We start from the raw sequence: 13,949 nt of genomic DNA on the forward strand, positions 1-13,949 counted from the left end.
CGTGACTCCCTCCGCCTCAGTCCTGAGCGGCCGGGGGGAGCACACCCGTGCGTGCCGCGCGCCCGTACCACAGGGCGCTCGACTTCGGCGTACGGGCGAGGGTCGTGTAGTCGACGTACACCGCGCCGAAGCGCTTGCCGTAGCCGTACGCCCACTCGAAGTTGTCCATCAGGGACCACAGGTAGTAGCCGCGCACATCGGCGCCGTCCGTGATCGCCCGGCGCACGGCGGCCAGGTGGCCGTGCAGGTAGGCGATGCGCTCGGGGTCGTGGACCCGGCCGTCGGCGTCCAGCTTGTCGTCGTAGGCGGCGCCGTTCTCGGTGACGTAGAGCGGCAGGCCCGGGGCCTCGCGGGTGTAGCGCATGATCAGGTCGTGCAGACCGCTCGGGTCGATCGTCCAGCCCATCTCGGTGCGCTCACCCGGCGTCTGGTGGAACGCCACGTCGTCCGCGGCGGGCCAGGGCGAGTGCTCGCTGGAGCCGTGGCCGTCGGCGCGCGGGCCGTCGGGGGCGTTCGAGGCGGCCGAGACCAGCGCCGGCGTGTAGTAGTTCAGGCCCAGCGCGTCCAGCGGCTGGTGGATGGTCTCGAGGTCGCCGTCCTGGACGAAGGACCAGTCGGTGAGCGAGGACGTCGCCTCCAGCAGGGTCGCCGGGTAGGCGCCGTGCAGCATCGGACCGTGGAAGACGCCGTTGGCGAGGTCGTCGATCTTCTGCACGGCGGCCAGGTCGGCCGGGTCCTGGGAGAGGGGGCGGACCACGGAGGAGTTCAGCGAGACGGCGACCGAGTTGCGGGCGGGCATCACCGACCGCAGGGCCTTCGCGCCGAGCCCGTGCGCCAGGTTGAGGTGGTGCGCGGCCCTCAGGGTGGACGCCGGTTCGGTGCGGCCGGGGGCGTGCACCCCGGACCCGTAGCCGAGGAAGGCGCTGCACCAGGGCTCGTTGAGGGTGATCCACTGCTCGACGCGGTCGCCGAGGGCCTCGCCGACGATCTGCGCGTACTCCGCGAACCGCAGGGCGGTCTCCCGCTCCGGCCAGCCGCCCGCGTCCTCCAGCTCCTGCGGCAGGTCCCAGTGGTAGAGGGTGACGGCGGGCTTGATGCCCTTCTCCAGCAGCTCGTCGACCAGGCGCCGGTAGAAGTCCAGGCCGACCTGGACGGCGGGGCCGCGGCCGGTGGGCTGCACCCGGGACCAGGAGACGGAGAAGCGGTACGCGGTCAGGCCCAGCTCCGCCATCAGCGCCACGTCGTCGCGGTAGCGGTGGTAGTGGTCGACAGCGATGTCACCGTGGTCGCCGCCCGCGGTCTTGCCGGGCGTGTGGCTGAAGGTGTCCCAGATCGACGGGGTGCGACCGCCCTCCCGCACCGCCCCTTCGATCTGGTACGCGGAGGTCGCCGCGCCCCAGAGGAAGGTGGAGGGGAAGGACACCGGCGTTTCGGGCTCAGGCATGGAAGCGCTCCCATCGCAGGTCGCGCGGACCCACGGGTAGACGGAAGGGAAAGTGAGGGGAAGGAGGGGCCGAGGCGGCGGTGACCCGGCCCCCTGTCAGGCGGGCGTCAGCCCTTGACCGCGCCCTGCATGATGCCGCCGACGATCTGCTTGCCGAAGATCGCGAAGACCAGCAGCAGCGGCAGCGTGCCGAGCAGCGCGCCCGCCATGATCAGGGACTGGTCGGGCGTGTAGCCGCGGCCGAGGCCCGCCACCGCGACCTGCACGGTCGGGTTGCCGGTCTGGGTCAGCACCAGGAACGGCCAGAGGAAGTCGTTCCAGGTCTGGACGAACATCAGCATGCCGAGCACGGCCATCGCGGGCCGCGCGGCCGGGAACACCACGTGCCACACCACGCGCCAACTGCTGGCGCCGTCCACCCGGGCGGCCTCGATGATCTCGTCCGGCAGCGCCTGGAGCAGGTACTGCCGCATGAAGAACACCCCGAACGCGCTCACCAGCGACGGGAAGATCACGGCCTGGAGCTGGTCGGTCCAGTCCAGCTTGGCGACCATCATGTACAGCGGGATCACGCTCAGCTGCGGCGGCACCATCATCGTGCCGATCACGATCAGCATCATCGCGTTACGGCCCTTGAACCGCAGCTTGGCGAAGGCGAACCCGGCGATCGTCGACAGCACCACGATGGTGATCGCCGAGATCCCGGCGACGATGGTGGTGTTGAGGAACGCCTCACCCAGGTTGGCGTCGGACCAGGCCACTTCGAGCTTGTCGAAGAGGTTGGCGCCGAACCACAGGGGCGGCGGGTTCTCCGCGAGGCGCTGGTTGTCCCGGGAGGCGGCGATCGCGGTCCACACCAGCGGGAACAGCGAGCCGATCGTGAACAGCGCGAGGATGACGTACGCGACGGGCCCGGCGTGCATGGTCCCGCCCGCGCGCGCGGCCTTGGAACGGCGCACCTTGCGGCGCTCCTTCGGCTTGGCGTCCTCGGGGCTCAGTGTCGTCGTCACGGCCGGTTCTCCTAACTACTGGCGCGCAGCCGGCGCGAGATGACGTAGTTGACGATCCCGATCACGATGAGGATCAGGAACATCGTCCAGGCGATGGCGGAGGACCGGCCCAGGTGCTGGTTGACCCAGCCCTGCTCGTACAGGTACAGGCCCAGCGTCTGGAACTGGTGCTCGGAGCCGCCGGAGGCGCCCTTGTTCGCGTCGAACAGCAGCGGTTCGCCGAAGACCTGCGAGGCGCCGATCGTCGACACGACCACGGTGAACAGGATCGTCGGCCGCAGCGACGGCAGCGTGACGTGCACGAACTGCTGCCAGCGGCTGGCCCCGTCCAGGGCCGCCGACTCGTACAGGTCCTGGGGGATCGCCTGCATCGCGGCCAGGTAGATCAGCGCGTTGTAGCCCGTCCACCGCCAGATGATGATGGTCGACACCGCGATCTTCGAGGCCCACGAGTCGTTCTGCCAGTCGATGTTGTCGATGCCGACCGCGTTCAGCACCCAGTTGATCATGCCGTAGTCGCGGCCGAAGAGCAGCACGAAGACCAGCGACGCGGCGGCGATCGAGGTGGCGTACGGGGCGAGCATGACGACCCGGTAGAAGGTCGAGCCGCGCAGCTTGTAGTTGAGGATGTGCGCGATGCCCATCGCCATCAGGAGCTGCGGAACGGTGGAGATGATGCCGATCCACAGCGTGTTGCGCGCCGCGTTCCAGAAGAAGTCGTCGTCGAAGATCCTGGTGTAGTTGCGCAGGCCCACCCACTCCATGTCGGTGGGTGCGGTCAGCTCCACCTGGTGCAGTGAGGCCCAGCCCGTGTAGATCAGCGGGAACAGGCCGAACGCCAGGAACAGCAGGAAGAACGGCGAGACGAACGCGTACGGGCTCCATCGCATGTCGCGCTGCCATCGCCGGGACAGCCGCTTCCGGTGCCGCTCCTCCCGCTCGGTGAGCGGTGGGGCGGGCGGGCGCGGGGCCGCGCCCCCCTTGACGGGGGACGCGGCGGCCGTGTCGTGCCGGGTGGTCATGCCGGTCACTGGTCCAGGTTGTTGTCGATGGTCTTCACGGCGTTGTTCCAGGCGTCCTTGGCGGACTTGCCCTGGGTGACGAGGATGACGCCGTTGTCGGTCAGACCCTGCTGGATGATCTGGTCCTTCGGGCCGATCACCTGCACGGGGGCGGACTTGGCGGCCTCGGCGAAGATCTCGCCGATCGGGGCGTCACCGGTCATGTCGTTCTTGCCGTCGACGACCTCGGGCATGGTGTACGCGGCCGGGGTGCTCGGGAAGCTGCCCTGCACCTTGAAGAGCTTGGCCTGCTGCTCGGGCGCGGTCAGCCAGGCGGCCAGCTTGGCGGCCTCCTCGGTGTTCTTGCCCGCCTTCGGCACGGACAGGAAGGAACCGCCCCAGTTACCGGACTTCGGCGCCTGGGCGACGTCCCACTTGCCGGCCGACTCCGGCTTCGACTTGCCCTTGATGTAGCCGAGCATCCACGGCGGGCAGGACATCGCCGCGAACTTGCTGTTGGCGATGGTGGTGTCCCAGGCGGGCTGGAACTGCGTCTGGTTGCCGATCAGCCCGTCCTCGGCGGCCTCGGCGGTCAGGTCGAACGCGGCCTTCACGGCCGGGTTGGACTTGTAGATGACCTCGCCGGAGGAGTCGTAGAACTTCTCCGTCTCGGAGCTGAGGATCGCGTTGATCAGACCGCCGGGCGAGTCCATGAAGGTGGTGCCGCTGGGGGCGTTCTTCTGGTAGTCGCGGCCGACGTCGACGAACTTCGACCAGTCACCCGCCCACAGCTTGGAGACCTCCTCGCGGTCGGTCGGCAGACCGGCCTCCTTGAACAGGTCGGTGCGGTAGCAGATGGCCATCGGGCCGATGTCGGTGCCCAGGCCGATGGTCTGGCCCTCGGCGGTGGTGGCCTGCTGCCACTTCCAGTCGAGGTAGTCGCTCTCCTTGCCGTACTTCGACAGGTCGAGCAGCTTGTCGGACTGCGTCTGGACGACCTCGGCGATGTTGCCGACCTCGACGCCCTGGATGTCCATCAGACCGCTGTTGGTGGTCAGGTGGTTGACCAGCGCGGGGTAGTAGTTCTCGTTCCGCTCTACGACGTTCTCTTCGATCTTGATGTCGGGGTTGAGCTTCATGTACTCGTCGTAGAGCCCGGCCTCCTTGAAGCCGAACGTACCGAAGAGCCCCAGCGTGATGGTGGTCTTGCCACCGCCGCCACCGTCCGACGAGTTCGACTCGCTGTCCTCGCCGTCGTCGGCACAACCGGCCAGCAGCCCAGCCCCCAGCGACGCGATGGCCGCGAGAACCACCGCCTTACGGCGGATTCGGGTAGGTGCTCGCATTGCAGTCCTCCTGTTGCCCTGACGTGCCGACCCCCCGGCCAAAATTACTTGCATGGGCCCGTTGTTCTTCTCGCTGCGGCTCGGGCGGGGAACGTGCGGGTTGTGTATGTGTCAGGTACCGTGGGAGCGCTCCCATCGGTGATGTGTTGAAGGGTCGTAGCTTCGGGCGGGGGTGTCAAGGGAACGGACGCGGAGAGATGCGTTCAGTTATCGGCCTGTTAACTGCAACGACCGAGTCGGTCATCTGGTGCCCGTCCGGCACCGGAGCGCCCCGGCACTGTTACATTCCAGGCCAGGCGTGGTGTCGACGGGAGGGCGGAGCCAGTGGCAAGCCACGGATCACGGGGCAGGAGCGGCGGCCGGCCGACCCTGGAAGAGGTGGCGGCCCGCGCGGGCGTCGGCCGTGGCACGGTCTCCCGGGTCATCAACGGCTCCCCGCGTGTGAGCGACGCCACCCGGGCGGCCGTCGAGGCGGCGGTCGCCGAGCTGGGTTACGTCCCGAACACGGCCGCCCGTGCCCTCGCCGCCAACCGCACCGACGCGATCGCCCTCGTCGTCCCCGAGCCCGAGACCCGGTTCTTCGCCGAGCCGTACTTCTCGGACATGCTCAAGGGCGTCGGCGCCGAGCTGGCCGACACCGAGATGCAGCTGCTGCTGATCTTCGCGGGCAGCGACCGGGAGCGCCAGCGCCTGGCCCAGTACCTCGCCGCCCACCGGGTCGACGGCGTCCTGCTGGTCTCCGTGCACGCCGACGACCCGCTGCCCGACCTGCTCTCCCAGCTGGAGATCCCCGCGGTGATAAGCGGCCCGCGCTCCGCCGCCGAGACGCTGCCCTCGGTCGACTCCGACAACTACGGCGGCGCCCGCCAGGCCGTTGAGCACCTGCTCTCCCGGGGCCGCCGCCACATCGCCCACATCACCGGCCGCCTCGACGTCTACGGCGCCCAGCGGCGCATCGACGGCTACCGCGACGCCCTGCGCGACGCCGGGCACGAGGTGGACGAGCAGCTCATCGAGTCCGGCGACTTCACCGAGGAGGGCGGGCGACGCGCGATGACCGAGCTGCTCGCCCGCCGCCCCGACATCGACGCCGTCTTCGCCGCCTCCGACGTCACCGCGGCGGGCGCCCGCCAGGTGCTGCGCGAGTCCGGCCGCCGGGTGCCGGAGGACGTGGCCCTCGTCGGCTACGACGACTCGGCGATCGCCCGCCATATGCACCCGCCGCTCACCAGCGTCCGGCAGCCCATAGAGAACATGGGGCGCGCGATGATCGACCTGCTGCTCGGGGAGATAGCGGACCGCCGCCCGGCGGTGTCGCGGGGCCTGGAACCCCGGCAGATGGTGCTGGCGACGGAGCTGGTGGAACGGACGTCCTCGTAGGGCCTGTCCGTACGGGACCTGAACGCGAATCAGCCGGTGACCTTCTTCCTCGAATCTGATTCGGAGCCGCATTGTGACCTGCGGCGACGCCCGAAATCAGGACAAGTGTAGGCCAGATCGGGGACCAGCTCCCCCGCGTACGCGAACACCACAACCTCTCCCAGCGCCAGGTCTGCGAGCGCGTCGGCAGCGACATCGCCGCCTTCAGCCGCATTGAGTAGGGCCGTTCCTCGCCTCTGCTGGACAACCCTGATCCGCCTTTCAGACGCGGTCGGTGTGCGCCGCGGGAGCTGGTGGGGTGACCGGCCCCGGCCGGATTACTGGGGCTTGCCTGCCGAGGCCCTTACGGGAGGTCAGTCAGTCCGGTTCTGTTGGCCTCGGGGCCGCCTCGGAGGCAGCGGGCCGCCCGGCTGATCAGGCCCGGGACTCGGCGGTGTGGCGTCTACCCTCATGGTGCTCCCCTCCTCTTCTCTGGGGGTTGGGATCCAGGCGTCTCGGCTGCTTGGTCTTTGGACGGGAGAGCGGCCGAGACGCCGGCTAGTCTCCGTAGAAGCGCCCTTCGCGGTGGGCCTTCCAGCCGAGGTTCGTGGACACCTGCTCCTGCCGCTGCGCCGGGGTGGTCGCCCCGGCCTCCTTGGAGTCCTCCCGGTCTCGGCGCCCCTTTGCGGCGTCCACGCCCTTCTTGCTCTTGCTCACTCGGTGCTCCCGGTTCTCGCTCGCGGGGCCGCAGCCGGGGCAGACGTCCAGGCCCGGCAGGGTCGGGATCATCTGCTGATCGCGGTGCACCCGGCAGTACCGTCGCCCCCGCTCGTGGTCGGTGCGGTGTTCGTCCTCGGCCAGCTGCCGGGGGGTCATCGGTCGGTACCTGGCGGCCATGGGCGCTCCTAGTTGTTGTCGTCCGGTGGCGGGGTGGGCGGGTCGTCGTCGGGCTTCGGCACGGGCGGCCACGTCATAGCCGACACCTCCCTTCTGCTGCTCGGGCCGACCTGGACCAAAGTCAGTCGGCGGCTTGACATGCTTACGGACCCGCCCCGGCCTCGACCTGTCCAGGGTTGGCGGACCGATGGGAGCCTTAGGTATTGGCGTCTTGCTTCCGGTGGCAGGCGCAGCCGCAGCGGCGCACCAGCAGCAGCCCGCGGCCGTGGGGCAGCGGTATGTCCTTGGTCCGGCGGCAGTCGGCGTGCAGGCGGCGGTGCTCCAGCCGCTGCGTAGCCAGGGCGCACTCCGCCGACCGCTCCACGGCTGCTTCGGCGGGAGCGCCCATCAGTCCGGCCGCAGGTTCTCGTGGTGGTCACACAGAGCGTTGACGATGCGGGCGAGCCGCTGGGCGTGCGCGATCCTCGCGGGCAGCGTGTCGTTGTGTGGGGTCGTGCCGAGGCGCAGGCGGGCTTCGCCGACGCAGGCGAGCGCGCACGCTCCCGGGATGTCGTCCTTCGGCAGCCGGTGCCTGGCGGCCTCCACCTCGGGTATGGCCACCATGATGTGTCCCCGCAGCTGGAGCGTCAGCGTCTCCAGGTCCTCGGGCGAGGGCGGCTCGGCGGTATCGGCGAGCAGGCGGCGTGCGGTGGCCCGCATTGTCTCCACGTCCATGGGGCGGTGGTCCACTCTCATGCAGATGCGCTCGCCTTCTGGTCCTCGCCGACGCGCGGCCCGAAGGCGTCGTCGATGGCGGCCCGCAGTGCGGCCGGGTCCGTCAGCCACCGGTCCTCGCCCGGCCACATCCGCCAGTGCGGCCCGGGGCCCGCGGTGCGGCGAGCCGGGGGGATGGTCACCGCGGCTCCGACGCCGAGTGGACGCGTGTTGACGACGTCCCAGTCCGCGGCGGTGCCGACGGGCACGAAGTAGTAGACGACGCTGCTGAGCGGGTCTTCCACGATGGCACCACAGTGCGAACCGAGGATGGTCATGGCGGCGAGGCCGACGCTGCGCGGTACGCGGATGGCGTCCCAGTCCTGGCCAGCGTCATGCAGGGTGCAGGCTGCGGCGGACGGTAAAGGGGTCGTCGGCATACGGTCTCCTCAGGGCGCCTGTCGTGATCAGGTGCGTACAAGGGTGGCCCTCAAGAGGACCTGTTCCAAGGACTTCAAAGGGTCTCTTCTATGCCTCTAAGAGGGCTTTATGTAGGTCTTGGGAGTGATGGGTGGCCAGCGTCAGGGCCTGGGGGGACACTTGCCGCAGTGCTCGACATTGGAGGTGCAGCAGTGGCACGCCCCGCAGGGAACACCCGCCTCAAGGCCGCGCGTGTAGCGGCCGGTTACCACTCTCAGCAGGCCCTTGCCGATGCTCTCGGCATCGGGGCGAGGCAGGTCCGTCGATGGGAGTCCGAGGCGCCGCCGGTGCCGCAGCCCGAGGTGGCTCAGCGACTCACACGACTACTCGCCCAAGACCTGGCGTCCCTCGGATTCACCCGCCCCGGCGGAGCGGCCCCCGACCACGGGCGCCGCACCGTGCTCGCGGCGACTGCCACAGCGGTCGGTCTGGCCGTTGTCCCCACCCAGGCGGTGGCCAGGCAGCCTGCCAGCGCCGCCGAGGACTACGAGGCGGTGACCCGCTCACACCGGCGCCTGTACTGGTCCGTCGCCCCGGCGACGCTGCACCCGGCGGCGCTCGCACACGCCACCCTCGGTTGCGAGCTGTTGCCCGAAGCCGCTGGGCAGACCCGGCAGCGGATCGCCGCGGCGCTCGCCGAGACGTGGCTCCTGGCCGGGCGGATCGAGTTCTTCGACCTGCGCGACGCCGACCGCGCCCAGCAAACCCTGCTCCGCGCCCTCCAGGCCGCGGGTGAGGCGGACGATCCACTCCTGGGCGCTGCAGTGCTCGCGCACACGGCGTTCATCCCTGGCTGGGCTGGCGAACGGGACGCCGCTGCCGAGCGGATGGTGGCCGCGCGGACCTACGCCCGCCGCGGCCCGGCCTCCGCCGAACTGCTCGCATGGCTCGATGCTGTCGAGGCAGAGTGCGAGACCCGCTGCGGCAACACCAGGACTGCGCTGCACCTGATCGGCCATGCCGAGACGGTTCTCGGGTCGGGCAGCGGGCACGAGTCGCCGCCGTGGCTCGACTGGTTCTCGGCCGTCCGGCTCGCGGCCTTCAAGGGCAACACCCAGCTGAAGGCAGGCCACCTGCCGCAGGCCCGGAGCACGCTGCTCGAGGTCCTGGACGCGCTTGGCCCGGCCGAGGAGAAGCAGAGCACGGTCGTCCTCGGTGACCTGGCCGCCGTCGAGGTGGCAGCCGGTGACCCCGGGGCGGCCTGCGGGTACGCCGTGCGCGCGCTCGATCAGCTCGAGCGGACCTGGTACGCGACCGGCATGGACCGGGTGCGGGAGGTGCGGCGCGCCCTGGCGCCGCACCAGCACGAGAGGTGCGTACGGGAGCTGGACGACCGGCTGTATGGCTGGTCGACGACGGTCAGCGCTCTTGCCCGTTGAACTGAGCGATCTGCGGTGACAGCTCCAGCAGCGACTCAATCCGGAGGGTGGGGAGCTTCTGTGCCTGCTCGCTGCGCCACTGGATCGTCGCCCACGGCCCCCGGCGTACCAGCGCGGTGTGCATGCCCGCGCGACGGGCGGGGGCGATGTCGTTGTCGACGCGGTCGCCGACGTACAGCATCTCGTCGGGCTCGGCCGGGACGACCTCGGCGACGCGGTCGAAGAATGCACGGTCCGGCTTCGAGGCGCCCCAGTCGTCCGAGGTGCCGATGAGGTCGACGTCCGGGGTGAACAGCTCGCGGAGGATCCGCCCGGCGCGCACGGTCTGGTTTCCGGCGATGCCAAGCCACAGGCCGTCTGCGCGCAGAGCCTTGAGCGCGTCGCGGACGTCTGGGTACAGGTCATCCTCGCCAAAGGTCTCCGGCTGCCCGGCCGCCGCGCGCGCCTCGCGCTCGGCGTAGAGGTCGAAGCCGGGTCGGAACTCCTGGAATACGTCGCGGTAGTCGCGACCTTGGGCGATGACGGCGCCGAACATGGAGTGGAAGGTGTGGCGGGGTACGCCGAGCCAGTCGGCCCAGGCTCCGTACTCGGTGGTCTCGTCTACGAGGCATTCGCCGACGTCGAAGATCACAGCGCGAATCATGCGGGCAGAGTATCGGGGCATGATGTATGGGCCCTCACCACCCGAAGGTGGTGAGGGCCCATACATCACGGGGACTGACGGCGCTGCGGATCCAATGCCGCCACCAGCGGGGCGCTGCCCGGCGTCTGGTTGACCGGGTCGCCGTTGGTTTCAGCGGGCGGAGTGACGCCCGCGCGGGTGAGCTGGGTGAGGGTGAGGGCTGTGACGCCGACCGCACCATCTGGTTCATCGTTCGCGAGGCCGCCGCCTTTACAGCCAAGCCCCGCTCGAACGCGAAAACCCCTGCTTGGGCGGGGGTTTGTATGGCGTGTGGGCACAGATGTACTGCTGGCATCGGATCATGCAGCGCTGATCGACTACGTGCCTAGCAACGTAATCGGCGAGTTCTCGTAGAGCCGCTGGAAGATGTGCTCCAGCCGCCGGGCGGAAAGCCGGGCCGGTCGGAGGAGTTCAGCAGGTCTCGTCGTCCTTGACCGCGTACAGGGTGACGAGCGTGTCGGTGGGGTGCGTGCCAGGATCGGGCTCTTGGCTGCACACGGTCCAGTTGCGATCCAGGATCTGCAAGCGGTTCTGGCCGCTGGCGTCCTGGTCGTCGAGGACGTAGAACCCGGCGGCCTGTGCCTCATCTTGTGCGGCCTGGAGATCCTTGCCGACGAGATTGGGCAGCGCTGCGGTCTCCGGTTGGCCGTCGTCGACCCCGGTGTCGTCGGCAGGTGCCTCAGGGGTCTGGGCGTCGTCAGTAGGCGCCTCGGTGCTCTCAGGGTCCTGCTTGCTCTGGCCGTTGATCTCTTCGATGGTGGTGTCCGGCTTGTTGGAGCTGCCGTTCTCGGTGCCTTCGCAGGCGGTGAGCGTGAACAGGGCTGCGACGGCTAGCCCGATCGCGATGGTGCGGATGCGCATGGTGTCCCCCCGGGTGTGGCGAGCGGGGCAGCATCATGTGCTGTGTGTGAGTGACGTGAAGGCAGTTTGAGGTTTCTGTCACACGAAGGGGTGGCGGTGTGACGAGGGCCTGCGCGGGGAAGGTGATGGCGCCGCTCTTCTGGGGTCGCTCCACGATGCTCGCCAGGCAGGGAAGACAGGCCGTGGAATCCGTGATTGGTTCCCGCCGCGTTCCCATGGTGACCAAGAACACCAAGGCCCGACCTGTTCTCACAGGTCGGGCCTTGATCAGTAAGGGTGAGTGACGGGACTCGAACCCGCGGCATCCTGGACCACAACCAGGTGCTCTACCAGCTGAGCTACACCCACCATGACCGGTGGTTCGTGGTCTGTCCGACCGGCCGAGAAAAAGTGTACAGGGTCCGAAGGGGTGCTCGCGCCCGCCTTTTCCCGGGGCCCCCGCACGGGCCCGGGGGCCGGCTAACGGGCGGGTACGACGTGCCTGGCGGCGATCGCCTTCGCGGTCTCCGAGTCCGGGCCGGGCTGCGGGACGAAGACGGCCTCGCGGTAGTAGCGCAGTTCCGCGATGGACTCGCGGATGTCGGCGAGGGCGCGGTGGTTGCCGTTCTTCTCGGGGCTGTTGAAGTACGCCCGCGGGTACCAGCGCCGGGCCAGCTCCTTGATGCTGGAGACGTCGACGATCCGGTAGTGGAGGTAGTCCTCCAGGGTGGGCATGTCCCGCAGCAGGAAGCCGCGGTCGGTGCCGACGGAGTTGCCGCACAGCGGGGCCTTGCCCGGCTCCTTGACGTGCTCGCGCACATACGCCAGGACCTGCGCCTCGGCGTCCGCCAGCGTCGTGCCGCCCTCCAGCTCGGCGAGCAGACCGGACGCGGTGTGCATCTGACGCACCACCTCCGGCATCGTCTCCAGCGCCGCGTCCGGCGGACGGATGACGATGTCCACGCCGTCGCCGAGCACGTTCAGCTCGGAGTCGGTGACGAGGGCGGCCACCTCGATGAGCGCGTCGTCGGACAGCGAGAGGCCGGTCATCTCGCAGTCGATCCACACCATGCGATCGTTCATGTGTCTAACCCTACGGCCCCGGCGTTCGAACCCGACCCCGGCGACGGGGACCTTCGACGCGCCGCAACGCCCACGGCGGGCCCCCGGGCCGGGAACCCGGGAGCCCGCCGTGAACGGGTGGTCACGCGCCGCTGCGCTGGCCCGGCAGGCCCGCCAGCGACGGCGAGGTTGAGCCGACCGTCGCCGGGCGGCGGGACTGGTGGGGCAGCGGGCTGTCGGGATGGAGGCTGGGTGGCGGGCCGACCGGCGCGCTCGGACCGGGGGCCGGTGCGACCTGCGGGGCAGGGCTCACCGGACCGTCGGACTCCATCGGCCGGTCGCCGTGCGGACGGCGTGCCCGGTACGCGGCGCGGTAGGCCGCCGGGGACGAGCCGAGCTGGCGGCGGAAGTGACCGCGCAGCGCCACCGGTGAGCGGAAGCCGCAGCGACCCGCGACCTCGTCCACCGAGTAGTCGGACGTCTCCAGCAGCCGCTGCGCCTGGAGCACCCGTTGGGTGATCAGCCACTGGAGCGGGGCCGAACCCGTCAGGGAGCGGAAGCGGCGGTCGAAGGTGCGGCGCGACATGTACGCGCGTGCCGCCAGCGTCTCCACGTCGAACTGCTCGTGGAGGTGTTCCAGTGCCCAGGCGACGACCTCGGCGAGCGGGTCGGCGCCGATCTCCTCCGGTAAAGACCGGTCGAGATAGCGCTCCTGTCCGCCGCTGCGGCGCGGCGGTACCACCAGGCGCCGGGCCAGCGCGCCCGCCGCCTCGTTGCCGTGGTCCGTGCGCACGATGTGGAGGCAGAGGTCGATCCCGGCCGCCGTACCGGCGGAGGTCAGGACGTCTCCGTCGTCGACGAAGAGTTCCCTGGGATCGACGTGCACCGACGGGTAGCGCTTGGCCAGCGTCGGGGCGTACATCCAGTGGGTGGTGGCCGGGCGGCCGTCCAGCAGGCCGGCCGCGGCCAGGACGAAGGCGCCGGTGCACAGCCCGACGATGCGGGCGCCTTCCTCATGGGCCCGGCGCAGCGCGTCGAGTGCTTCCTCCGGTGGCGGTGAGGTGATCGACCGCCAGGCCGGCACGACGACGGTGCCCGCCCGGGAGATCGCCTCCAGGCCATGCGGCGCGGTGAGTTCCAGGCCCCCTGTGGTCCGCAGCGGGCCTTCCTCGCCCGCGCACACGAGCAGCCGGTAGCGCGGTACGCCGGCGTCCTGGCGGTCGATCCCGAACACCGACAGCGGTATGGAACTCTCGAAGATGGGACCGCCGCTGAACAGCAGCACCGCGACGATCTCCTTGCGCCGACGCCCGGACAGCTTCCGGGCCGCGGCTTCCGGCGCGGCGGTGGAGTCGTGGCTCATACTGCTAAGCCCCCCTCGGTGGTCGCGGCGCCCTGATCCTTTCGGGTCTGTCGCTCCAACACGTTTCCCCTCGGTCCTGCACGAGTCCCCCGCCGTAAGACAGTCAAGATCGAATCTACTGCGTTACGCCGTGCCCAGGTGGCCAGTTCGGGCCTAGGCACATTGTCGACTTGGCAACTTGGCGTAAAGCATTCGATCACGAAGCGTTGCACTCGTGGGCCGCGTAGGGAAGTGCGCCTGACCGCGGTGGCCAATCAGCGTAGGGTGCGCGAACCCCCCAGGACCCTGTCCATGCAGGTCGAACGGGGGTTGGGGGGTGGTTGGGGGTGGCAATGCACGAGATCTGGAAGTTGGCTGAAAAGCTACGGGCTGATGCATGGAAACCGGTCAGCC

14 protein-coding genes and 1 tRNA gene are annotated in these 13,949 nt (G+C 69.8%); 2 read left to right on the forward strand and 13 right to left on the reverse strand.

What is annotated here, in order from left to right:
- Positions 1-16: 16 nt before the first annotated feature.
- The 4 genes from KBY47_RS16150 to KBY47_RS16165 all read right to left on the reverse strand — a co-directional run bounded on the left by KBY47_RS16150 (position 17) and on the right by KBY47_RS16165 (position 4,801).
- Complete coding sequence (locus tag KBY47_RS16150) at positions 17-1,444, reverse strand: GH1 family beta-glucosidase (RefSeq protein ID WP_210921816.1); 1,428 nt, start codon at positions 1,442-1,444, stop codon at positions 17-19.
- Between the two features lie 107 nt (positions 1,445-1,551).
- Positions 1,552-2,454: a carbohydrate ABC transporter permease gene (locus KBY47_RS16155; RefSeq protein WP_210921817.1), complete on the reverse strand. Its 903-nt coding sequence runs from the start codon at positions 2,452-2,454 to the stop codon at positions 1,552-1,554.
- An 11-nt stretch (positions 2,455-2,465) separates the two neighbouring features.
- Complete coding sequence (locus KBY47_RS16160) at positions 2,466-3,476, reverse strand: carbohydrate ABC transporter permease (RefSeq protein WP_210921944.1); 1,011 nt, start codon at positions 3,474-3,476, stop codon at positions 2,466-2,468.
- 5 nt (positions 3,477-3,481) lie between these two features.
- The gene (locus KBY47_RS16165; RefSeq protein ID WP_210921818.1) at positions 3,482-4,801 is read right to left on the reverse strand and encodes an extracellular solute-binding protein; all 1,320 of its coding nucleotides are present in this window, start codon (positions 4,799-4,801) and stop codon (positions 3,482-3,484) included.
- A gap of 324 nt (positions 4,802-5,125) precedes the next feature.
- Between KBY47_RS16165 and KBY47_RS16170 the strand changes: the two genes are divergently transcribed.
- Positions 5,126-6,181: a LacI family DNA-binding transcriptional regulator gene (locus tag KBY47_RS16170; RefSeq protein WP_210921819.1), complete on the forward strand. Its 1,056-nt coding sequence runs from the start codon at positions 5,126-5,128 to the stop codon at positions 6,179-6,181.
- A 537-nt stretch (positions 6,182-6,718) separates the two neighbouring features.
- Here the strand turns inward: KBY47_RS16170 and KBY47_RS16175 are convergent.
- The 4 genes from KBY47_RS16175 to KBY47_RS16190 form a co-directional block, all read right to left on the reverse strand.
- Positions 6,719-7,057, reverse strand: a complete 339-nt coding sequence (locus tag KBY47_RS16175; protein ID WP_210921820.1) for a hypothetical protein — start codon at positions 7,055-7,057, stop codon at positions 6,719-6,721.
- A 196-nt stretch (positions 7,058-7,253) separates the two neighbouring features.
- Positions 7,254-7,445, reverse strand: a complete 192-nt coding sequence (locus tag KBY47_RS16180) for a hypothetical protein (protein WP_210921821.1) — start codon at positions 7,443-7,445, stop codon at positions 7,254-7,256.
- On the reverse strand, positions 7,445-7,771 hold the full coding sequence (locus tag KBY47_RS16185; protein WP_210921822.1) for a DUF6415 family natural product biosynthesis protein: 327 nt from the start codon (positions 7,769-7,771) through the stop codon (positions 7,445-7,447). The genes KBY47_RS16180 and KBY47_RS16185 overlap by 1 nt, the downstream gene beginning before the upstream one ends.
- 17 nt (positions 7,772-7,788) lie before the next feature.
- Positions 7,789-8,190 (reverse strand): hypothetical protein, encoded by a 402-nt coding sequence (locus KBY47_RS16190; RefSeq protein WP_210921823.1) that lies wholly within the window; start codon positions 8,188-8,190, stop codon positions 7,789-7,791.
- A gap of 192 nt (positions 8,191-8,382) precedes the next feature.
- Here KBY47_RS16190 and KBY47_RS16195 point away from each other — a divergent pair, with 192 nt between their 5' ends.
- Positions 8,383-9,609: a helix-turn-helix transcriptional regulator gene (locus KBY47_RS16195; protein ID WP_210921824.1), complete on the forward strand. Its 1,227-nt coding sequence runs from the start codon at positions 8,383-8,385 to the stop codon at positions 9,607-9,609.
- Here KBY47_RS16195 and KBY47_RS16200 read toward each other — a convergent pair.
- The 5 genes from KBY47_RS16200 to KBY47_RS16220 form a co-directional block, all read right to left on the reverse strand.
- Positions 9,590-10,252: an HAD family hydrolase gene (locus KBY47_RS16200; protein WP_210921825.1), complete on the reverse strand. Its 663-nt coding sequence runs from the start codon at positions 10,250-10,252 to the stop codon at positions 9,590-9,592. The two genes, KBY47_RS16195 and KBY47_RS16200, sit on opposite strands and share 20 nt — an antisense overlap.
- A 450-nt stretch (positions 10,253-10,702) precedes the next feature.
- The gene (locus KBY47_RS16205) at positions 10,703-11,152 is read right to left on the reverse strand and encodes a PASTA domain-containing protein (RefSeq protein ID WP_210921826.1); all 450 of its coding nucleotides are present in this window, start codon (positions 11,150-11,152) and stop codon (positions 10,703-10,705) included.
- 275 nt (positions 11,153-11,427) lie between these two features.
- Positions 11,428-11,500: transfer RNA gene (locus KBY47_RS16210), tRNA-His, on the reverse strand.
- A 111-nt stretch (positions 11,501-11,611) separates the two neighbouring features.
- Positions 11,612-12,214, reverse strand: a complete 603-nt coding sequence (gene orn, locus KBY47_RS16215; protein ID WP_210921827.1) for an oligoribonuclease — start codon at positions 12,212-12,214, stop codon at positions 11,612-11,614.
- 121 nt (positions 12,215-12,335) lie between these two features.
- Positions 12,336-13,556 (reverse strand): helix-turn-helix domain-containing protein, encoded by a 1,221-nt coding sequence (locus KBY47_RS16220; RefSeq protein ID WP_210921828.1) that lies wholly within the window; start codon positions 13,554-13,556, stop codon positions 12,336-12,338.
- Positions 13,557-13,949: the final 393 nt, after the last annotated feature.

Origin of the sequence: Streptomyces sp. B93 (assembly GCF_018070565.1) — a bacterium.
In the GTDB taxonomy this organism is placed as follows: Bacteria; Actinomycetota; Actinomycetes; order Streptomycetales; family Streptomycetaceae; genus Streptomyces.